This window comes from Mycobacterium sp. NTMscope_Eco_3 (assembly GCF_976985685.1).
Genome location: NZ_CDRJYZ010000001.1, coordinates 5,229,885 through 5,250,184 on the forward strand (window position 1 = coordinate 5,229,885; position 20,300 = coordinate 5,250,184).

18 protein-coding genes and 1 pseudogene are annotated in these 20,300 nt (G+C 69.9%); 7 read left to right on the forward strand and 12 right to left on the reverse strand.

Annotated elements, in window-relative coordinates; translation table 11 throughout:
- Positions 1 to 13 precede the first annotated feature (13 nt).
- The gene (locus tag AC0KTM_RS24310; RefSeq protein WP_225327299.1) at positions 14 to 781 is read right to left on the reverse strand and encodes an SDR family oxidoreductase; all 768 of its coding nucleotides are present in this window, start codon (positions 779 to 781) and stop codon (positions 14 to 16) included.
- 155 nt (positions 782 to 936) lie between these two features.
- Here AC0KTM_RS24310 and AC0KTM_RS24315 point away from each other — a divergent pair, with 155 nt between their 5' ends.
- Together AC0KTM_RS24315 and AC0KTM_RS24320 are read left to right on the forward strand one after the other, a co-directional pair.
- Positions 937 to 1,893 (forward strand): sigma-70 family RNA polymerase sigma factor, encoded by a 957-nt coding sequence (locus tag AC0KTM_RS24315; RefSeq protein ID WP_238957182.1) that lies wholly within the window; start codon positions 937 to 939, stop codon positions 1,891 to 1,893.
- 161 nt (positions 1,894 to 2,054) lie between these two features.
- Positions 2,055 to 6,887: a cation-translocating P-type ATPase gene (locus AC0KTM_RS24320; RefSeq protein WP_225327301.1), complete on the forward strand. Its 4,833-nt coding sequence runs from the start codon at positions 2,055 to 2,057 to the stop codon at positions 6,885 to 6,887.
- Positions 6,888 to 6,949: 62 nt separating this feature from the next.
- Here AC0KTM_RS24320 and AC0KTM_RS24325 read toward each other — a convergent pair whose 3' ends face one another.
- Positions 6,950 to 8,521 (reverse strand): AMP-binding protein, encoded by a 1,572-nt coding sequence (locus tag AC0KTM_RS24325; protein ID WP_472416909.1) that lies wholly within the window; start codon positions 8,519 to 8,521, stop codon positions 6,950 to 6,952.
- Entirely contained in the window at positions 8,511 to 9,416 is a 906-nt protein-coding gene (locus tag AC0KTM_RS24330; protein ID WP_472416911.1) for an SDR family NAD(P)-dependent oxidoreductase, read from the reverse strand. Before AC0KTM_RS24330 ends, AC0KTM_RS24325 begins: the two co-directional genes overlap by 11 nt.
- Positions 9,417 to 9,684: 268 nt before the next feature.
- Here AC0KTM_RS24330 and AC0KTM_RS24335 point away from each other — a divergent pair, with 268 nt between their 5' ends.
- A complete protein-coding gene (locus tag AC0KTM_RS24335; protein ID WP_472416913.1) occupies positions 9,685 to 10,428 on the forward strand; it encodes a cutinase family protein in 744 nt (247 codons plus the stop codon).
- A gap of 82 nt (positions 10,429 to 10,510) precedes the next feature.
- Here AC0KTM_RS24335 and AC0KTM_RS24340 read toward each other — a convergent pair whose 3' ends face one another.
- Both AC0KTM_RS24340 and AC0KTM_RS24345 read right to left on the reverse strand, forming a co-directional pair.
- A complete protein-coding gene (locus AC0KTM_RS24340) occupies positions 10,511 to 11,275 on the reverse strand; it encodes an SDR family oxidoreductase (protein ID WP_225327912.1) in 765 nt (254 codons plus the stop codon).
- A 143-nt stretch (positions 11,276 to 11,418) separates the two neighbouring features.
- Positions 11,419 to 12,393: an oxygenase MpaB family protein gene (locus tag AC0KTM_RS24345; RefSeq protein WP_238957186.1), complete on the reverse strand. Its 975-nt coding sequence runs from the start codon at positions 12,391 to 12,393 to the stop codon at positions 11,419 to 11,421.
- 196 nt (positions 12,394 to 12,589) lie between these two features.
- On the opposite strand from AC0KTM_RS24345, the gene AC0KTM_RS24350 reads away from it, so the two are divergent.
- Together AC0KTM_RS24350 and AC0KTM_RS24355 are read left to right on the forward strand one after the other, a co-directional pair.
- Complete coding sequence (locus AC0KTM_RS24350) at positions 12,590 to 13,183, forward strand: TetR/AcrR family transcriptional regulator (RefSeq protein WP_238957187.1); 594 nt, start codon at positions 12,590 to 12,592, stop codon at positions 13,181 to 13,183.
- A 118-nt stretch (positions 13,184 to 13,301) separates the two neighbouring features.
- Complete coding sequence (locus AC0KTM_RS24355) at positions 13,302 to 14,048, forward strand: class I SAM-dependent methyltransferase (protein WP_238957188.1); 747 nt, start codon at positions 13,302 to 13,304, stop codon at positions 14,046 to 14,048.
- A gap of 4 nt (positions 14,049 to 14,052) precedes the next feature.
- Here the strand turns inward: AC0KTM_RS24355 and AC0KTM_RS24360 are convergent, their stop codons facing one another.
- Together AC0KTM_RS24360 and AC0KTM_RS24365 are read right to left on the reverse strand one after the other, a co-directional pair.
- Entirely contained in the window at positions 14,053 to 14,511 is a 459-nt protein-coding gene (locus tag AC0KTM_RS24360; RefSeq protein ID WP_238957189.1) for an SRPBCC family protein, read from the reverse strand.
- Positions 14,512 to 14,603: 92 nt separating this feature from the next.
- Positions 14,604 to 15,300: pseudogene (locus tag AC0KTM_RS24365) on the reverse strand (SDR family oxidoreductase).
- A gap of 85 nt (positions 15,301 to 15,385) precedes the next feature.
- Here AC0KTM_RS24365 and AC0KTM_RS24370 point away from each other — a divergent pair.
- Positions 15,386 to 15,994, forward strand: a complete 609-nt coding sequence (locus AC0KTM_RS24370) for a CGNR zinc finger domain-containing protein (protein WP_238957190.1) — start codon at positions 15,386 to 15,388, stop codon at positions 15,992 to 15,994.
- Here AC0KTM_RS24370 and AC0KTM_RS24375 read toward each other — a convergent pair.
- The 3 genes from AC0KTM_RS24375 to AC0KTM_RS24385 all read right to left on the reverse strand — a co-directional run bounded on the left by AC0KTM_RS24375 (position 15,974) and on the right by AC0KTM_RS24385 (position 17,775).
- On the reverse strand, positions 15,974 to 16,585 hold the full coding sequence (locus AC0KTM_RS24375; protein WP_225327919.1) for a class I SAM-dependent methyltransferase: 612 nt from the start codon (positions 16,583 to 16,585) through the stop codon (positions 15,974 to 15,976). The genes AC0KTM_RS24370 and AC0KTM_RS24375 overlap by 21 nt on opposite strands.
- Positions 16,586 to 16,612: 27 nt before the next feature.
- Complete coding sequence (locus AC0KTM_RS24380) at positions 16,613 to 16,777, reverse strand: hypothetical protein (RefSeq protein WP_225327920.1); 165 nt, start codon at positions 16,775 to 16,777, stop codon at positions 16,613 to 16,615.
- 152 nt (positions 16,778 to 16,929) lie between these two features.
- A complete protein-coding gene (locus AC0KTM_RS24385; protein WP_225327921.1) occupies positions 16,930 to 17,775 on the reverse strand; it encodes an SDR family oxidoreductase in 846 nt (281 codons plus the stop codon).
- Between the two features lie 91 nt (positions 17,776 to 17,866).
- Here AC0KTM_RS24385 and AC0KTM_RS24390 point away from each other — a divergent pair, with 91 nt between their 5' ends.
- On the forward strand, positions 17,867 to 18,481 hold the full coding sequence (locus AC0KTM_RS24390) for a PaaI family thioesterase (RefSeq protein ID WP_238957191.1): 615 nt from the start codon (positions 17,867 to 17,869) through the stop codon (positions 18,479 to 18,481).
- Between the two features lie 17 nt (positions 18,482 to 18,498).
- Here the strand turns inward: AC0KTM_RS24390 and AC0KTM_RS24395 are convergent, their stop codons facing one another.
- Both AC0KTM_RS24395 and AC0KTM_RS24400 read right to left on the reverse strand, forming a co-directional pair.
- Positions 18,499 to 19,263, reverse strand: a complete 765-nt coding sequence (locus AC0KTM_RS24395; RefSeq protein WP_238957192.1) for a DUF2127 domain-containing protein — start codon at positions 19,261 to 19,263, stop codon at positions 18,499 to 18,501.
- Between the two features lie 102 nt (positions 19,264 to 19,365).
- Entirely contained in the window at positions 19,366 to 20,214 is an 849-nt protein-coding gene (locus AC0KTM_RS24400) for a helix-turn-helix domain-containing protein (RefSeq protein ID WP_238957193.1), read from the reverse strand.
- Positions 20,215 to 20,300 lie beyond the last annotated feature (86 nt).

A 20,300-nucleotide genomic window follows, 5' to 3' on the forward strand; every position in this document is an offset into this window, starting at 1 on the left:
GGTGTCGGGTGTTTCAGGTCAGCGGCGCGAGGCCGGCGGAGGTGAGCAGGTAGGCGTCGTGGTCCGGGACGGCGGTGGCGATCTCGAGCACCGACTTGCCGACCTGTTCGGCGGTGAGCGTGGGCCCGGCGGCCTGCAAGAAGCTGTCGACGTCGACGCCCTGTCGCTCGGCGTAGGCGGCGACGCCGGCCGCGCCCAGGCCGGTGGCCGGGGTCAACCGCGGCAGCACGGCGGTGAAGTCGATCCCCAGCCCGGCGCGTTGCGATTCGAGGGCGGCATAGCCGGTGAGGAACCGGACCGTCGCCTTCGCGCCGGCATAGCCGCCGGACAGTGGTGATCCGGCCAGGGCGGCGCCGCTGGACATCACGATCACCGAGCTGCCCGGCGCCAGCGGGCGCCGCAGCGCGTGACGAACCCAGTGAAACGCCTGCGCGACGTCGGAGTTCCAGTTGTCACTGAACGACTCCCAGGTCTGATCCTGCAGCGGCGCCATCCGCGGCGCGGCCCCGGCGCACAGCACCAGGGTGCGCGGCCGGTACCGGTCGACGAGCCGGCCGGCCGTCATCGGATCGGCCGCGTCGGCCACCACCGGGGTGAACGCGTCGCCCAGCTGGGCGTGCACCTCCTCGAGTTGTGATCGGGTGCGCGCGACGCCGACGACTTCGGCGCCGGCCGTCGCGAACGCGGCGGCGATCGCGCGGCCGAATCCGCGGCCGGCCCCGGTCACGATCGCGGTGCTGCCGACGAACCCGTCGGCGGAGGGGTTCGGTGTCTGGTTCATGTCGTGCTCGCTTCCTCACGTGGACTGCGGCCGTGCCGCGACTTCACTAATTGAGATACGGCGCGGCGGCCGGGTTCATCGCCGGCGGACCGATGAATTTCGGCGGCCGGATGTCTCTACAGGAGTAGGTTCTTCACCCACCGAAAGGAGAGGCCGTGCCGGCGCAGGAGGAGTTCGTCGAGCGGGCGGCGCCATTTCGTGCCGAGCTGATCGCGCATTGCTACCGCATGCTGGGCTCGGTGCACGACGCCGAAGACCTCGTCCAGGAGACGTATCTCCGGGGCTGGCGCGGCTATCAGGCGTTCGAGGAACGCGCGGCGTTGAAGACCTGGCTGTACCGGATCGCGACGACCGCCTGTCTGCGCGCGCTGGAGAACCGCGCCCGCCGCGTGCTGCCGACCGGGCTGGGCGACGGCTCGATCGACCCGGACACCGATCTCGACGCGACGGCCGGCGCGCACCTGTGGCTCGAACCCATCCCGGACGCCATGCTCTTCAAGAGCCCCGAAGAGGACGTCACCGCGAAGCAGAGCGTGCGGCTGGCCGTGATGACCGCCCTTCAGGAACTGCCGGCGCGCCAGCGCGCGGTGCTGATCCTGCGAGACGTCGTGCAATTCAGCGCCGCCGAGGTTGCCGAGCTTCTGGAAACCACGCCCGCCGCGGTCAACAGTTCGCTGCAGCGCGCCCGGGCCCACCTCGCCGAGCTGTCCCCCAGCGAGGACGGCATCACCGAGCCCGACGACGCCCGGCGCCGCGAATTGCTCGACCGGTATTGCGCCGCATTCGAAAACGCGGACATGGCGGCGCTGACCGCGCTGCTGCAGGCGGACGTCAAACTCGAAATGCCGCCTCTGCCAGTGTGGTTCGCCGGACGGGACACGGTGCTGAAGTTCCTTGCCGGGCGCGCGCTGGCCCGGCCGGGCGATCTTGTGATGATCCCGACCGCCGCCAACGCGCAACCCGCCGTCGCCGAGTACCGCCGCGCCGCCGATCACGTGTTGCGGGCCCATTCCATCCACGTCTTGACCCCCGGTGCCGCCGGGGTCGCCGGCATCACCGTCTTCCTCGACCCCGGCCTGTTCACCGCGTTTGGTTTGTCGTCAACCCGGTAATGTTTCTGCCAGGGACGTGATCGCAGCCCTTGCCATCTAGGGAAGCCCGACCTGCATCGCCAGGGGTGTCGGCGCAGGCTTTACCTTCCCGCCCCACGTGTGGACAGCTCCTTCACACGCCAGGATCATTAGGCGCGGGAGACGTAATTGAAGGGTGACGAGTGAAGATTCCCGGCGTTTCCAGTGTCGTCGCTGGTGTGGCCGGCGGCGCCGCGCAGGTGGTCCGGGCCGGCGTATCGACCGCGGCGGGGGCCGCCGGCGCGCTGCAGACGTTGACCAACCCGGTCGCCGAGCTCGCCGGCCCCGTCATCCAATCGGTGGCTCAAACCACGGGCCGAGCAATCGGGTTGGACACTTCCACCGACGGCGCCGCCCCCCCGATCCTGCCGCCGGTGCGCTGGCACAGCGGGCGACGAGTGCACCTGGACCTGGACCCGTTGCTGCCGTTCCCCCGCTGGGGCGAGTACGCGCCCGCCGTCGAGGAGCCGGTGCGCAGAATCCCGGGCGTGGCCGAGGCGCACGTCGAGGGCGCGTTGGGCCGGTTGGTGGTCGAACTGTCCGACGGCGCGGACCACGACGCCGTCTTGGACGAGGTGCGGTCGACGGTCGCGTCCATCGCCGCCGACATCACCTGGTCGAAGTCGGAGGCGGCGACGCCTTCCGCGCCCTTCGCCGACCCGGGCAACCCGCTGGCGATTCTGGTGCCCCTCACCGCGGCGGCACTGGATCTGGTCGCGATGGGCGCCGCGGTGACCGGATGGGTGACCCGGCTGCCCGCGGCGCCGCAAACCACCCGGGCCGCGGCCGCGCTCATCAACCATCAACCGCGCATGGTCTCGATCCTCGAGGAGCGGCTGGGCCGAGTGGGCACCGACATCGCGCTGGCCGCCACTACGGCCGCCGCCCACGGCCTGACCCAGTCGTTCGGCACGCCGATGCTCGACCTGACCCAGCGCACCCTGCAGGTCTCCGAGGCGGCGGCGCACCGCCGGGTGTGGCGGGACCGGGAACCCCACCTGGCCTCGCCCCAACGGCCGCAGGCCCCGGTGGTCCCGGTCATCTCGTCCGCCAAGTCGGAGGTGCCCCGGCACAGCTGGGCGGCCGCGGCGGCCGGGGAGGCTTCGCACGTCGTGGTCGGGGGAACCATCGACGCGGCGATGGACAAGGCGAAGGGCTCGATGGCCGGGCCGGTGGAGAGCTACGTCGATTCCGCGGCGAACGGCTCGTTGATCGCCGCGGTGAGCGCGCTGGTGGCCGGCGGCGGCACCGACGACGCGGCCGCGGCCATCGAGGCCGGGGTGCCGCGGGCCGCGCACATGGGCCGACAGGCGTTCGCCGCAATTTTGGGTCGCGGGCTCGCCAATTCCGGGCAGCTGGTTCTCGACCCGGGCGCGCTGCGCCGCCTGGATCGGGTGAAGGTGGTCGTCATCGACGGCGCCGCCCTGCGCGGCGACCACCGCGCCGTCCTGCATGTTCGTGGCGACGCGCCCGGCTGGGACGATGACCGGGTCTACGAGGTCGCCGACGCGCTGCTGCACGGCGAACAGGCGCCCGAGCCCGACCCCGACGAGCTGCCGGCGACCGGCGCGCGACTGAAATGGGTTCGGACCCAAGGGCCTTCGGCCACGCCCGCGCAGGGCCTGGAAACCGCCGACCTGATGGTCGACGGCGAATGCGTCGGCAGTGTCGACGTGGGCTGGGAGGTCGACCCGTACGCGATTCCGCTCTTCCAGACCGCGCACCGCACGGGCGCCCGGGTGGTCCTTCGCCACGTCGCCGGCACCGAAGACCTCACCGCCAGCGTCGGCGCGACGCACCCGCCCGGCACCCCGCTGTTGAACGTGGTCCGTGAGCTGCGGGCCGATCGGGGGCCGGTGCTGTTGATCACCGCGCTGCACCGGGACTTCGCGTCGACCGACACCCTGGCCGCGCTCGCGATCGCCGATGTCGGTGTGGCGCTTGATGACCCGCGCGCCGCCACGGCGTGGACCGCGGACATCATCACCGGCACCGACCTCGCGGACGCGGTGCGGATCCTCTCGGCGATCCCGGTCGCCCGGTCGGCCAGCGAATCGGCGGTGCACCTGGCCCAGGGCGGCACCACGCTGGCCGGGCTGCTGCTGGTCACCGGTGAGCAAGAAAAAACCACCACCCCGGTGAGCTTTCGGCGCTGGCTCAACCCGGTCAACGCCGCCGCGGCCACGGCCCTAGTGGCGGGAACGTTCTCGGCGACCCGGGTGCTCCGGCTGCCCGACCCGACTCCCCAACCGCTGACCGCCTGGCACGCGCTGGATCCCGAGATCGTCTACTCGCGGCTGGCCGGCGGCGCGCGGCCGCTGGCCGTCGAGACCGAACCATCGTGGCGACGCCGTCTCGACGACCTGTCCTACAGCCCGGGCCTGGCGCCCCTGCGCAAGCCGCTGCACAACGTGGCCCGGCTGGCGTCGGCCACCCGGACCGAGCTCGCCGATCCGCTGACCCCCATCCTGGCCGTCGGGGCGGCCGCGTCGGCGATCGTCGGCAGCAACATCGACGCGCTCCTGGTCGCGGGTGTCATGACCGTCAACGCGATAACCGGTGGGGCGCAACGGCTGCGGGCCGAATCCGCGGCCGCCGAACTGTTCGCCGAGCAGGACCAGTTGGTGCGCCGGGTGGTCGTCCCCGCGGTCGCGACGACGCGCCGCCGGCTCGAAGCCGCCAAGCACGCCACCCGCACGGCGACGGTGTCCGCGAAGTCATTGCGGCCCGGCGACGTCATCGATCTGGCCGCGCCCGAAGTGGTGCCGGCCGACGCCCGCCTGCTGGTGGCCGATGACCTCGAGGTCGACGAGTCCCTGCTCACCGGCGAGTCGCTGCCCGTGGACAAACAGGTGGACCCCGTCGCCGTCAACGACCCCGACCGGGCCAGCATGCTCTTCGAGGGCAGCACCATCGTGGCCGGCCACGCCCGGGCGATCGTCGTGGCCACCGGGGTCGGGACCGCAGCGCACCGCGCGATTTCGGCGGTCGCCGACGTCGAAACGGCGGCCGGAATCCAAGCGCGGCTGCGGGAACTGACCAGCAAGGTGCTGCCGCTGACGCTGGCCGGAGGCGCGACGGTGTCGGCGTTGGCGCTGCTGCGCCGCGCCCCGCTGCGTCAGGCGGTGGCCGACGGCGTCGCGATCGCGGTGGCCGCGGTGCCGGAGGGGCTGCCCCTGGTGGCCACCCTCTCCCAGCTCTCGGCCGCCCAGCGGCTGACGGCCCGCGGCGCGCTGGTCCGTGCGCCGCGCACCATCGAAGCGTTGGGCCGCGTCGACACCATCTGTTTCGACAAGACCGGCACGCTCACCGAGAACCGGCTGCGCGTGGTGTGCGCCGTGCCGGTCGGGGTCGACCCGCACGAACCGCTCCCCCAACTGACCGATCCGCAGTCGGCGGGGCTGTTGCGGGCCGCCGCGCGGGCGTCCGCCCAGCCGCAGGACGGCCAGGGCCACGCCCACGCCACCGACGAGGCGATCCTCACCGCCGCGAATTCGCTGAACGGCCATGGCGATGCGGATTGGACGATGATCGCGGAGGTGCCCTTCGAGTCCAGTCGCGGCTTCGCCGCCGCGATCGGCGCCCTGGGCCACTCCAACGGGCATCCCGCGGACGCGCCGGTGCTGATCCTCAAGGGGGCTCCCGAGGTCATCCTGCCGCGGTGCCGGTTCGCCGACCCGCAGGCCGACCACGAGCGGGCCGAGACGGTCGTCCGCGGTCTGGCCGAACAGGGCTTGCGGGTGCTCGCGGTGGCGCAGCGCGGTTGGAAACACGAGACCGACGACGAGGACACCGATGCCGACGCCGTGGACGCCGCGGCGGAGGACCTCGAACTGCTCGGCTACGTCGGCTTGGCGGACACCGCCCGGGCGTCGGCGCGCCCGCTGATCGAAGCGCTGACGGACGCCGACCGCGAGGTCGTGCTGATCACCGGCGACCACCCCATCACCGCACGGGCGATCGCCCGGCAGCTGGGCTTGCCCGCGGACGCGCGGGTGATCACCGGCGCCGAACTCGCCGGCCTCGACGAGGACGCGTGCGCCAAGATGGTCGCCGATGTGCAGGTCTTCGCTCGCGTCAGCCCGGAGCAGAAGGTGCAGATCGTGGCCGCGCTGCAGCGCTGCGGGCGGGTGACCGCGATGGTCGGCGACGGCGCCAACGACGCCGCGGCGATCCGGATGGCCGACGTGGGGATCGGGGTGAGCGGGCGCGGTTCGTCGGCCGCCCGCGGGGCCGCGGACATCGTCTTGACCGACGAGGACCTGGGCGTGCTGATGGACGCCCTGGTCGAGGGCCGCAGCATGTGGGCGGGCGTCCGGGACGCCGTCACGATTCTGGTCGGCGGCAACGTGGGTGAGGTGCTGTTCACCATCATCGGCACCGCCTTCGGCGCCGGCCGCGCGCCGGTGGGCACCCGCCAGCTGCTGCTGGTCAACCTGCTCACCGACATGTTCCCCGCGCTCGCGGTCGCGGTCACGTCGCAGTACGTCGAACCCGACGAATCCGAGTACGAATCCGCCGAAGAGGCCGAGGAGGCGCGCCGCCAGCACCGGCGCGCGGTGCTGACCGGGCCCACGCCCTCCCTCGACGCCCCGCTGATGCGGCAGATCGTCACCCGCGGCGCGGTGACCGCGGCCGGGGCGACGGCGGCCTGGGCCATCGGGCGGTGGACGCCGGGCACCGAACGCCGCACGGCGACAATGGGTTTGACCGCATTGGTCACGACGCAGCTGGCGCAGACGCTGCTCACCCGCCGGCACAGCCCGCTGGTGGTGGCGACCGCGCTGGGCAGCGCCGGCGTGCTGGTCGGCATCGTGCAGACCCCGGTGCTCAGCCAGTTCTTCGGGTGCACACCGCTGGGGCCGGTCGCCTGGTCGGGGGTGTTGGGTTCCACCGCGGGCGCCACTGTGATCTCGGCGCTGGCACCCAACTGGCTGGCCAAGCAGGTCGAGGCGTTGGAGCCCGGCGGGGACTGATCTTCAGTCCGGCGACGGCGAGCGCCGTGTAGCGGCGCGAGTGAGGAGCCGGACAATCGTGTTCAGCCGGACAGCTCCCTGCGCAGCACCTTGCCGGTCGGGTTGCGCGGGATGCTGTCCACGACGTGGATGTCGCGGGGCTGTTCGAAGCGCGACACGCGGCTCTTCAAATACTCCCGGAGCGCTGGCACGTCGATGTCGCTGCCCGGCTGCGCCACCACGAACGCCGCCAGCCGCTGGCCGAACCGCTCGTCGGGAACGCCGATGACCACGTTGTCGGCGATGGCGGGGTGGCGGGCGAGCGCGTTTTCGACCGCCCGCGGATAGACGTTCTCTCCGCCGGAGATGATCATGTCGTCTTCGCGGCCGACGATGAACAGGCGCCCCGCGTTGTCCAGGTAGCCCATGTCGCCGGTGCTCGTCATGCCGTCGACGACGGCTTTCGCTTCCCCGGCGCCGTCGGTATAGCCCTTGCCGGCCAGGTCACCCCCGACGAAGATGCGTCCGATCACCCGCGGCCCCACCGGGCAATCGCTCTTGTTGAGGATCCGCACGGGGCAGCCCGCGACCGGCCTGCCCACGGTTTCGGGAGCCTCACGAAGGTCCGCCGGCGTCGCCAAAGAACCGATGCCGACCTCGGTGGAGCCGTAGCCGTTGTAGAGGATGTCTCCGTAGGTGTCCATGAACCGCTGCCCCAGCGTGGGGTCGAGGCGGTCCCCGCTGGACATCACCACGCGCAGGTGCGGCACCGGGTTTCGCGCCCGCACCCGCTCGGGCAGGTCGAGGATGCGCGCGAGCACGACCGGCACCGCGGTGAAGGCGCCGGCGCGGTGCAGCGACGCCTGGGCGAGCGCGGCTTCGGCGTCGAACTGACGATGCGTGAGCACCGTGCCGCCGAGGGCGACCGTCAGCATCAGCATGCCCAGCCCCAGCCCGTGAAACATCGGCATTGCCACCGAGATTCGCGAGCCGGTACGCAGCCGGGTGCGGTCGAGGATCGTCACCCAGACCCCGACCGCGGACCGCAGCTCCGGTGCGCGCGGCACCCCTTTGGGTTTGCCGGTCGTGCCCGACGTCAGCAGCACGATCCGGCCCGGCCCCGCCACCCGCGGTCGCCGGGCGCCCTCCTCGGCGGTGACCGTCGCCGGGTCGACCGTGACGACGGATTCGTCGGCGGCCCGGATCCGCTCGGCGAATTCGTTGTCGGCGACCATCGTTGAGATGCGGTGTGCCTGCACGGCGGCCGCCAGCGCGTCGCTGCGGAACTCCGTACTGACGGGGACGACGTCGGCGCCCAGCAGCGCGGCGGCGAATACACCCGCGACGAAACCGCGCCCGTTGCGGCACATCACCCCGACCGCCCGCCCGGGGGCAACGCCATCGCCGGACAACCGCCGCGCCAGCGACTCGGTTTCTCGTTGCAGTTGGCGATAGCTCAGGGCGCCGTCATCGTCGACGATTGCCGTCCGGTCGGGCCAGCGTGCCGCGGTGACCGCCAGCAGCGTGTAGGGGTTGGTGCCGCCCCGGCGCGCCTCGCGAAGCAGCCGCAGGCCCGCCAGCGGCGAGGGCACAGTGAGCAGGCCGGAGTGCACCAGGGCACGGACGGCGGTGGTGGCCACGTGGTCATTGGTCACGGGCGGCCCCGTCGGAATCGGCGAGGAAGCGGCGATGCCACAGCCGGGCGGCGTAGTCGGCCGGCGCGGCCAGCAGCACCGAGGCCAACTCGGCCGGCAGCATCCAGGGCGGTTCGAGGGTGCGGGGCCGCTCGATGAGCGCTTTGGCGATGGCGTCGGCGGCTTGATCGGGTGACAGGGCCGGGAGCCGGCCCAGCAGGGGCGTGGGCGCGATCATGCGGGTACGGACCAGCGCGAAGTAGACGGTGGTGACATCGACGCCGTCGGCGTGTAGCTCCGGAGCCACGCTGCGCAGCCAGCGGTCGAACGCCCCCTTCGATGCCTGATAGGCACCCCATTGCGGACCCGGCACCACGCGCACGCCGACGCTGGACACGTTCACGATGTGCCCGCTGCCGTTGTCGCGCATGGCCGGCAAGACCCCCAACAGCAGCCGGACGGGCCCCAGGTAGTTGATGTCGATGGTGCGCTGGAAGTCATCCGGCCGGTCGTACTGGTGGTGCAGCGAGCGGCGCAGCGACTTGCCGGCGTTGCTCACCACGATGTCGAGCGGTCCGTGCTCTTCGGTGATCTGCTTGGTCAGGCCGCTCACCGCGGATGCGTCGGTGAGGTCGGTCGGGTAGGCGACCGCGTGCCCGCCGCCGGCGTTGATCGACGCCGTCAGGTCGCAGAGCCTTTCCTCGGACCGGGCGACCACCAGCACGGTCGCGCCGGCGGCGGCCAGGGTGCGCGCGGTCGCCTCGCCGATGCCGTATGAGGCGCCGGTCACCAAGGCGGTCTTGCCGGCGGCGACGGCGCGCAGCTTGTCGGGATCCGGCACCCGCGCCGGATTGGCCACGTGGTCTCCCGCCTTGGTGAAGACCGCGTTCAGGGCCTGCGCTAGTGCGTTCAACATCGCTGCCGCATCCACTCGAGCCGCTTGCCGGGGTGCGGCTGTTGCTCAACCGTGTCCCGGCCCGTAACTACCTGTAGCAGACCACATTGCGGTCCGGGACCGCGCTTCGGCCCGGCCGCGACGGCCGGGTGGGCGGCGTCCATGCCGGATGAGCGCCGCGCACAACCGATCTCACTGCGCCCGCATCAGCGGCGGTTCTTTTATGAGAACACAGTAATTTCGGCGTTTCCTCTGTTTAAGGCGCGTGTCGAATGGGCACAATTGCGGCATGTTTGCGCGTCGCATTGTTCGTTCTCTTGGTCCAGCAGTAGTCATCGCAGCATCGGGGATGGCCGCCTCGGCCGTCTCCGGTTCCCTCATCCCCACCGCCGCGGCCCAATGTCCCGACGTGCAAGTGGTCTTCGCCCGCGGCACCGGCGAAGAACCCGGCGTCGGCCCCACCGGACAAGCCTTCGTCGACGCCCTGCACCAACGCGTCGGCGACCGCTCCTTTGACGTCTACCCCGTCAACTACCCCGCCACCGACCAATGGGACACCGGCATCGACGGCATCCGCGACGCCGGCGCCCACGTCAATTCCATGGCCCACGACTGCCCCAACACCAAAATGGTCCTCGGCGGCTACTCCCAAGGCGCAGCCGTCATGGGCTTTGTCACCTCCGCCGCCGTGCCCGAAGGCATCGACCCCGCCACCGTCCCCAAACCGCTCGACCCCGCGGTCGCCAACCACGTCTCCTCGGTCGTGCTCTTCGGCATGCCCAACGTGCGCGCCATGAACTTTTTAGGCGAACCGCCCGTCGTCATCGGCCCGATGTACCAAGACAAAACCCTCAAAGTCTGCGCCGTCGAAGACCCCGTCTGCTCAGACGGCATGAACTTCGCCGCCCACAACACCTACGCCGACGACGGCTCCATCATCGACAAAGGCGTCGCCTTCGCCTCCAGCCACCTCGGCACGGGCGGGGCCGGCGCGATGTCGGTCGCGTCGCCGCACGGCGGTTTCGGAGAGTGAGCGGCTAACCCGCTGAAGGGGCTTTATTGCCCTGTGTCACACCGGATTTCGTCTGTCGGCCCGCGGCGTTCGGAAAGCGGCCCTAGCTGCCGAACAGGGCGGTGATCGTCTCGTTGAACCGCGGATAGATGTCGTCGTAGGTGCCGTCACGCTCGGCATAGCGGAACATCTTGACGCGCTCCACCACGATCTCGTTGGCCTGTGGCTGCGTCTGCAACAGCGTCATCGTCTCGGTGATGTATTCGTCGAGCGGCATCGCCCGGGGGTCGAATCCCCGCTCGCCCTGCAAGGCGGTGCGCACGTGCGGCGGAATGATCTCGATCACCTGGACGGAGCTGTCGCGCAGCTGGAAGCGCAGCGATTCGGTGTAGGAGTGCAGCGCCGCCTTGGAGGCGCAGTAGGTCGGGGTGAGCGCGCTGGGCATGAACGCCAGGCCGGACGTGACGTTGAGGATCGTGGCGTGCGGCTTGCGCAGCAGCGCCGGAAGCAGGGACGAGGTCAGCCGCATGGGGCCCAGCAGATTGATGGCAACGGACTGCTCGGCCAGGCCGACATTGCCACTGGTGAGATCCTCGACCCGCTGAATGCCGGCGTTGTTGATCAGCACATTGAGGTCCGGGTAGTGGTCGGTCACCTCGGTGGCGAATCGCCGGATGTCGGCGGCATCACCTTGATCGAGCGACAGGGTCTGGATACCCGGGTTGGCCTCCGCGACGGCCCGTAGCTGGTCGCTGCGCCGGGCGGCGATGATCACCTGGTTGCCCAGGCGGTGGAACGATTCGGCCAGGCCGCGGCCGATTCCGCTGCCACCGCCGGTGACCAGCACGGTATTGCCCGTCATCTGCATCGCGGTTCTCCTTCGGATTCGCTCCGGCCCACCCGACCGACGTAGCGGAATGCCCCATTGGGAAGCCGGCTAACCACGATGCCCTATACACCCGCGTGGTGTCACGGCCGGTGCCCTGCGAGGGCGGGCCGCGGGAGGCCCGACTATGCCGTGGCGGCCCGGTTGTGCAGGCGACGCGGGTCGACGCCGGCGCGGGCCCACGCCTCGGCCGCCCAGGGCGTGTAGAGCGCCTTGACGGGCAGCCGGTTGATCAGCGGGTTGAGCGCCCGGATGAACGCGGCGAGCCGCTGGAATCGCTTCTCTTTCTTGGCATCCCACTGCAGCTGGCACACCTCGCGCATCTGGGGCGGCAGCGTTCCGACGACCACCAGGCGGGTGTAGGCGTTCAGCGGCGCCGACACCACGTTCCAGATCGGCTTGGGCATCCAGCGCGGGCCCGGGATGCCTTTGCGGATGTAGCCGGTGCCGTACAGCACGGTCTTGTGCGGGACGAACCGGTCGAGCATCTCGTCCCAGTAGGCCAGGAAGTCGTCGTAGGTCTGTGGCTGTCCGCGGTCGCTGACGCCGTAGAGGCTGTACCAGACCTTGCCCTCGTTGAAGATCTGCTCCTTCTCGGCGTGTGACAGCCGACGGATGAACGTGTCCGTGTTGTAGATGACCTGGTCGACGAAGCTGGCGTGCGCCCAGTAGAACAGCTCGGGGTTCAACGCGTGATACCTCGAGCCGTCACTGATGGTGCCCTTGATCGCCTTGTGGAAGTCGCGCACCTTTCGGCCCCATTCGTGGGGGTCGTCGGAGTAGACGGTGTTCATCAGGGGAGGCGCGGTCCGCTTGGCCCGCCCGAGTGTGTCGCTGAAGATCACGGAGTGATCCAGCACGCCCTGCGCGAGCTGCTCGATGCAGTTCTCGACCCCGGCGGTGCGCTGGAACCCGAAGAGCTGGGTTCGGTTGTCCCCATAGAACTTCCAGATCAACGAGTCGGGCCCCAGCCGCGGCGAGGTGTCGTCGCCGGCCGACCAGTCGGGCCCGTCGGTGGGCATCGGCACGGCCTCGCGCACGCCGCTGTCGAAACGCGATCCCGCGCTCACCGCGGCGAGCTGGTCGTTCTGCGCGGTCATGCCCACCTCCTCGTGGCTCGCGCGCCGCGCCCGACCCGCGAAGCGTTGTGAACCAGTGACACAAAGTCGTATCTTTGTTTCAGTAGCCTAGCAACCGCCCGGTGGCATTGCACGTCGCCGTCCGTCCCGCACCGCTTTCGTGCCGCCGAGAAGTCGGCGATGAACCATGCCGGGAGTTGATACGATGCCGCGAATCATGCAGTCCGAACCGGGCTCTGCTTCCGCCGAGGCGCTCACCGATCTCGATCGCACCATCCTGGACACCGCACGCGGCGTGTTCGAGACCTACGGCGTGCGCCGTGCCAATATCGACGACGTCGCCGCCCGCGCCGGCGTCAGCCGCAGCACCATCTACCGCCGTTTTCCGACCAAGGAGAACCTGTTCGGGCATGTGGTGCGGCGCGAGGCCGAACTCTTCTTCAGCACGCTGGATCAGGCGACGGCCGGGCGCAATCCACAGGAGGCGGTCATCGAGGCCTTCGCACTCGGGGTGCGCCTGGTGCAGGACTCGCCGCTGTACTCGCGGATCGCCGAAAGCGAACCCGAACTGTTCGGCATGTTCTCCCGCTCGCACGTCTTCCCGATCCGCCAGTTCGCCGACGGGATCGCCCATACCCTGCGGCGGTGCGGCGCTGACATGACCGAGGCCGACCTGGACAACATCGCCGACATCCTGCTTCGCGTCGCCCTCGGCATCATCGTGTTTCCCACCGACCGGCTCGACACCTCGGACCCGGCGGCGGTGCGCGACTACGCCGCCCGCTACCTGGTTCCGATCATCTGCCGCTAGCCGGGTGGGTCACGCGCCCCGGCGTAGGCTGCGGACGGGGGACTCACCAGCATCGAATCTGCGCGGCTTGCCCTCTAATTTCTGGCGTCCAGCTCGGCACTTGCCCGAAGGAGTTCGCATGACCGACGTGCACACCTCGCTGCCTCCCGCGCTCCGGCGAGCGCTGGATCTGCTCATCGACCCGCCGGCCGATCCCGACGTGAGCCACGGGTATCTCGACCTGCTCGGCACCGGCTCGGCGCCCGACGACGCCGTCGGGAAAAACACCGGCCCGATCCAGGCCGCGTGGGCGTCACCGATGGGGTCGTTGCTCTACGACAACGCCCAGGCCTTTGCCCGTCAGTGGATCAGCGCCTGGCAACTGCCGCTCGAGTGGTTGAAAATCCCGCAGGGCGGTGTCGCGCTGGACGTCGGCTCGGGTCCGGGCAACGTCACCGCATCGCTGGCGCGCGCCGCCGGACCGGAGGGGCTGGCCCTCGGCGTCGATATCTCCGAGCCGATGCTGGCGCGTGCCGTGCGCAACGAAGCCGGCCCGCAGGTAGGCTTCATCAAGGCGGACGCGCAGCAACTTCCGCTGCGGGACAACGTTTTCGATGCCGCCGTGTCCACGGCGGTGCTGCAACTGGTTCCCGACCCGAAAGCCGCGCTCACCGAGATCGCGCGCGTGCTGAGGCCCGGCGGCAGGCTGGCCGTCATGGTCCCCACCGCCGGACGCCTGGCCCGGTATTGGCGGATGCTGCCGAACGTCGGGGCGCACGCGTTCGACGACGACGAGATCGGCGACATCTTGGAAGACAACGGATTTGCCAGCGTGCGGGTCAAGAACCTCGGCACGTTCCAGTGGGTTCGCGCCAAGAAAGGCTGACCCGTTAGTCGTCGCTCTGCGCCAGCACGGCGAGCCGGTCCATCGACTCGCGCAGCATGTCCGCCGTCGTCGCCCGGGCGCGCTCGAGCCGGGTGGTGTCGGTCAGCGCCGTCCAGTCGTAGGTGTGGGTCACCGTGGTGAGTTCGGCGTTGACCGGGCTGAGCTCCCAGCGCCACAGGTGACCGGGCGGCTGCTTTCCGGGTTCGGCTGGGCGCCAAGCGATTTTGCTGCCCTCGACGAACTCGGTGACGTGGTTTTCGCGCACCGCACCGATGGTCAGCGTCGTCTTGAACACGTCGCCCACCTGATGGACACGTTGGCCGGGAGGAGACGACGCCAGATTGTTGTTGCCGTCCCAGCTCGGCTGGCGCGACGGGTCGGCGATCAGTTCGAAGATCCGCGCGGCACTGGCCGCGATCACGCGGGTGGCGGTCACGATGCGTTCGGCTTCGGTATCGGACATACCGCTATCCAAACACGTAGGGCCGCCCACCGCGTGGCCACTTTGAGCCGAGGGCAGTCCGCCCTTGCAGAGACCTGCGCGCCTCTACGCATTCACGGCATCCGGGGCAGCGCCTCGACCGGTCCGGACAGCGCAGCCTTGACGTAGCGGGTGTCGTCGTCGGCCAGCACCTCGGCGTCGTCCCGCTCGATGCCGTCGACGATCGCGCGCGCCACGTCGCGCGGGTCGTTCTTACGTGCGTCGAAGCCGGAGGTCATCTCGGTGTCGGTGAAGCTGCGGTGCGCGGCGACGACCAGGGTGCCCTGCTTTTCGAGTTCGATGCGCAGCGAATTCGTGGTCGACCACAGTGCCGCCTTGGAGTCGCCGTACCCGCCGGATCCGGGCATCCAGGACAAGATCGAGGTGACGTCGACCCGTGCGCCGCCGCCGTTGCCGGCGAGGACCGGTGCGAACGCCTTGGCCACGCGGAGCGCGCCGAAGTAGTTCGTCTCGAAGACCGCTCGCACCTCTTCGATGTCGCTGTCGAGCAGGGACCGGGCTCCGAGGACACCCGCATTGTTGATGACGATGTCGGCGTCCGCCGCCCTGGCCGCCAGCGCGGCGACCGAATCCGGGTTGGTGACGTCCAATTCGGCGCTGACCACGCGAGAATCCTGACTGGGCTGCGGCGCCCGGGCCGTGGCGTAGACCTTGGCGGCACCCCGTTCCAACAACTCCGCCACGATGTTCCTTGCCGAGACCGCGCTGTCCGCCGGTGACCACCACCGTCGACCCCTTGACGTTGACCATGACCCTGCTCCCTTGACTTAGGCAAACGCATTTTGCTTGCGTCACGGTAATTGTCGTCGGAGACATAGCCAAGTAGAATTAGCCTATGTCTTTGTCGTGGACTGCGTCACAGCGATATGGCTGCGCCGCGGCACCCGGGGGCCTCGCCCTGGTTCAGGACTTCCTCAACACGAGGGCCATCGACGGGTACGGACCGGATCTGCTGGCCGACACCAAGCCGGCCGTCCGGTGGACGGCGGGCGCGGTGCGCGCTTGGGCGGCCGTGCGCGGCATCCCCGCCGACCCACCGACGCTCAACGGGGCGGATCTGGTCAAGCTGCGCGCCCTGCGGGACGCCATCGCGAAACTTGTTGCCGGAGAACCGGCGAGCGGGCGGGCCACCGACGCCGTCGCCGCGTCCTTCGCGTTGTCCGACGCGGGTGAGGTGCGGCTCGAGCCCAACGGCAGCGGTTGGCGTTGGCTGGCCTCGGCCCTGTGGGGCGAGATCTTGTTGAGCCAGCAGGCCGGCACCTGGCGACGGATCAAGCAGTGCCACAACCACCGGTGCGGCTCGACGTTCTACGACCGCTCGAAGAACAACAGCGGGGTCTGGCATGACGTCAAGACCTGCGGCAACGCCGTCAATCTGCGGGCGTCGCGGGCGCGCCGGCGCGAACGCGAACGGGCCGCGAATTCAGCGGTTTCGCCAGAGTAGGCGGTATCGGTAGTAAAGGCCCCGGCGGATGACGGCTCCGGGTAGGACCTCGCCGGCGACGCGCCGGATCTCGTCGAGACCCTCCCGGGGATCGGCGACGGCCACGCCGATGTCGCGGATCTCCCGATGCAGCAATCCCCCGGCGCGGGCCGCCGGCAGACACAGGCCGGCCCACATCCAGTCGGCAACGCTCTTGTTGGCGGACAGCCCGACGACGGCCAATTGCCCTGCGGGCCGCAGCATTTGACGCGCCTTGTGCAGCGCATCCCGCAGCGGCAGGTGATGCAGGCTGGCCACGAAGGTGATGAGGTCGTAGCGGCGCTCGGCCTCATCGAGGTCCTCGAATCGCACATGTTCGGCCGCCGCGTTGCCGACGGGCTGCAATCGTTGCGCGGCGCGCCACACCGACATCGGGTCGGCATCGATGCCGACGACGCTGCGTGACACCGCGGCCAACCGCTGAACCAGCAGCCCTTCCCCGCAGCCGACGTCGAGGACATCACCGCGACGCCGCGCGGCGATGCCGACCAGCCAAGGGTGATAGGCGGAGTTGTGATTCCAGTACTCGTCGTGCTTCGCGTATTCAGGCACCGTTGGCCCAGTCTGCCCGACGCGGCGTCAGCAGCGTTCGACGCCCCTGGGCATGATGCGCGGGCCGGTGGCCGCCGGGCGGCGCTTGCTTCCGAGGACCGCGTACAGCGCGTCGCAGGCGCGCGCCTTCAGCGGGGCGACCACGTCGAGGTTGGCAGAGCCCTGGCTGACCCAGGACGGAAGTGCGGTCACAGTTGATCCTTTGCTTTTTCGGCCGTGCGCCGATTCATTCAATTGCACCACAGCCGTTTTGCGGGGACGCCGCGCCGAGGTGAACGCCGCGAAAAGCCGTGTGTGGGATAGCACACATTCCCGGCGCAACGAAAGGCACGTAACAGCAGGGTTTATTGAAAGCGCCTGAACCGGCGCAGGTACCCGAACAGTTGGCGTGCGGGCACCGCCTTCGGCCAGTCGTCAGGGCGAAAGTACGCGTCGGTGCCGCCGTCAACGAATATGACGGCGCCGCATAAGAAATCGGCGGCGTCCGACAGCATGAAGCACATCCAGTCGGCCATGTGTCCCGCGTCGCCGAACCCGCCGACCGGAACCGGGAACGACCGAACGGCCTTGGCCTGCCGTCGATCCGACAACTGTTCGGCTAAAAGCGGTGTCATGATCGCACCGGGCGCAAGGGCGTTCAGGCGCACGCCCGATCCTGCCCATTCGGGCAGCACCGCATGCCGCCGCACCCAACGGCTGACAGCGATTTTCGAGGCCCCGTACATCATGGACGGCGCCGCCGGTCCGAACAGCCGCACCGACCGCAACGCCTTGCCGGCGTCGTGGCCCAGCAGCGCCTTGACGGCCCGGCGCGGCACCACGGGCATGGTGGTCGACGAATTGCTGGCGACCACAACGACTTTGGCGCGCCCGGCGGTGCTCAGTGCGCCCCTCCAGGCGATCAGTAACTCGACGACCCCGAAATAGTTGACCTGGGCGATCTGGCGAACGCGGTCCGGGGCCGGGCTGGGGCCCAGACCGGCCGCCAGCACGGCACCGTCCAGCCTGCCGCCCGATGCGTCCAGGACGCGCTCGGCGGCCTCGTTACGCCCGTGTGGCGTCGACAAATCGGCGACGATGTCGGCGTCCTTGATGTCGACACCGATGACGGTGTGTCCGCCGTCCCGGAGGCGCTGCGCGGTCTCGCGCCCCATCCCCGAAGCCGACCCGGTGATCGCATAGGTTCCCATTGACTCCTCCGTCCCAGGGCAGTATGCCCGGCCGGTCGGATGCTCCGAGGGGCGCCGCCCGGTGGGTGGGCACCTGAGTTAAGTTGCCAAGATGCATGACCAAACGCCCTGCGTCGATTTCAGCCGGCTCGAGTCGGTCTACGCGCCGCTCGCCGAATCGCTCCGCCGGCTCATCGACGTCAGCATCCGCACCGAGGCCGGCCCCGCGGCGGTGGCGGCAGCCACAGCCAAGATCGACAGTGCCGCAGCGGAATTGAGCGAGGCGCTGAAGGCCGGTCCGTTCGGCGTACACCGGAATCCCGATGGACAGACCATCGCGTGGGGCAACGCGGTGGTCGGCCTGCGCAACCCGATCGCACCACCGCTGGTCATCCATCACGAGCCCGACGGACTGGTGTGGTCGGAGTTCGTCCTGGGCGCCGCCTACGAAGGCCCGCCCGACACCGTGCACGGCGGCGTGTGCGCGCTGGTGCTCGACCACGTGCTCGGCGCGACCGCGCACCAGCCCGACAGGCCCGCCTTCACCGGCACACTCACCCTGCGATACCGGCGCCCCACCGCGCTGGGACGGCCACTGCGGGCCCAGGCTCATGTCGAGCGCGTCGAGGGCGTCAAGACATTCGCCGTCGGTCACCTCGCCGACGAGCACGGCGTCACCGTGGAAGCCGAGGGCATCTTCATTCATCCCAGGCGGGCCGCGGAATAGCGAACGGGGCCGCGGGCTCAGGTCCTCGTCGCGGCCCGCTCGACGTCGAGCAGCTGCTCGCCACGTCGTTCCTCGTCGTAGGCCTTACGCCCGCCGCGCAGACCGAACAGGCGTTTGGAGACCAGCAGGTAGATCACCGCGGCCACGTTGATGGTGAACGTCACCAGCCGCGTCATCGTGATCCCCTTGGCCAGATCGTGGATCTCGAGCGGCAGGAAGACCGAGGTGGCGATCACCGCGAAGTATTCGCCCCAGCGTTTCAGCAGCCACAGGCCGACGCCTTCGACGACCTCCAGCAGTGCATAGCCCGCCAGCATCATCGTCAGCAGCGCCAGGGTGGACGGCTTGGCGGCCAGCGCCTTTTCCAGCTCGTGCACGATGGTCATCTGGTCGACCTTGAAGCCTGCGGCGCGGAAAATCGGCAGGTCCCGGTCGAGGGTGGCCTGAATGGCGCCCCGCGCTCCGCGAAACTTCCACACCGCGTAGGCCGCCAGCACGATCACCACCGCCCGGAACAAGCGTTCGACCGCCAGGGCGCGAATGATGATGGCCTGGCGTAATGCCTTGCCGCGCATGATCATCGGCGCGTCTTCGGCATGGCCGCGTCCGTGCGGCGGGCCGACGGTGAATTCACCGCACCGCAAGCAGCGCCATACCTCGCCCAGCCCGGTGTTTCCGCTCAGGCGCTGCGCGAGCGCGTGCTCGTCGGGCGCATAGGTGACGTGTCCCGCGAGCGCGCAGGTAACCAGCTCCCAGCGATTGAGACCGCGTTCTTTGGGCATGGCCGATCATCGACTGCGGGTGCCCGGGCGCGCAAGGGGGCGCGCACATGGGCGTCAGAAGCGCGGCCTTATCTGCCATGCCTTTTCGCCTCCGAGGCGGGGCTACCCCGCTGGTGGTGGCGAGCCGCTCAGTGCCGTCGTCTCGTCGGTCAGATGTTCGCCGATGTCCCGGATCTGCCGCGCGCTCAGCGGGCACAGCGGGTGCACGGCCACCATCAGGGACACACGGCGCCGGTCATCGAAAACCGGTGCGGCGATGGTCGCCACGGGTTGCTTCCGGCGTCCGGGGTTGTCGTCGGACAGGAAGCCGATCGTGGTGAACTCGGCAAGCAGCTGGTCCATGATGTGACGCACCGGCGTCGGCATCTCGCTGCTGTCCAACGTCCCGACCACCTGGACGGCCTGCGCGAGTGCCGGCGTCGTCCAGTCGATGTCGAATCCCCGCTCCCGCGTGTGCGCGAGGACCTGTTGCAGGCGCTGCGTGCGATCGGCGTTGCTGCCCGCGCCGCGGCGGATCCAGGCGCGTTGTTCCTCGTCGGTGTCCCAGGCCGCCATCGCGACGCCGAAGGGCGGCGCGTACGGGATGCGGTCGCCCGGTATTCCCGACGGCTGGGTGGCGGGCTCGCCCTCAAAGGCGGTGACCACCAGGGAGTCGCCGAACTTCTCGACCACCGAACAGGCGTAGCCGACCTCACGGGACAGGCGCAGCGCCGCCGCGCGCGCCGCATGGGCGAGCGGTCGCGCGGTGTCCGTGCGCGCGGCCACCACGGTGAGCGCGGGCCCCAGGGCGAACGTCTTGGCGATCGGATCGCGACTGGCCCACCCGCGGTCGCACAACGTCTTGAGGATGGCGTGCGCGGTCGCCTGCGTGAGATCCAGCTCGCGCACGACGTCGGAGAACCGCAGCCGCGCGTTTCCGGACCGCGCCAGGAGCTCGACGACATCGAGCACCCGCGCGGTCGGCGCTGAGGTCGATCCGCGAATCGCTTGACTCCTTCGCTCCCGGATTTTTACAGTTGTACGAACATTCGAGATTC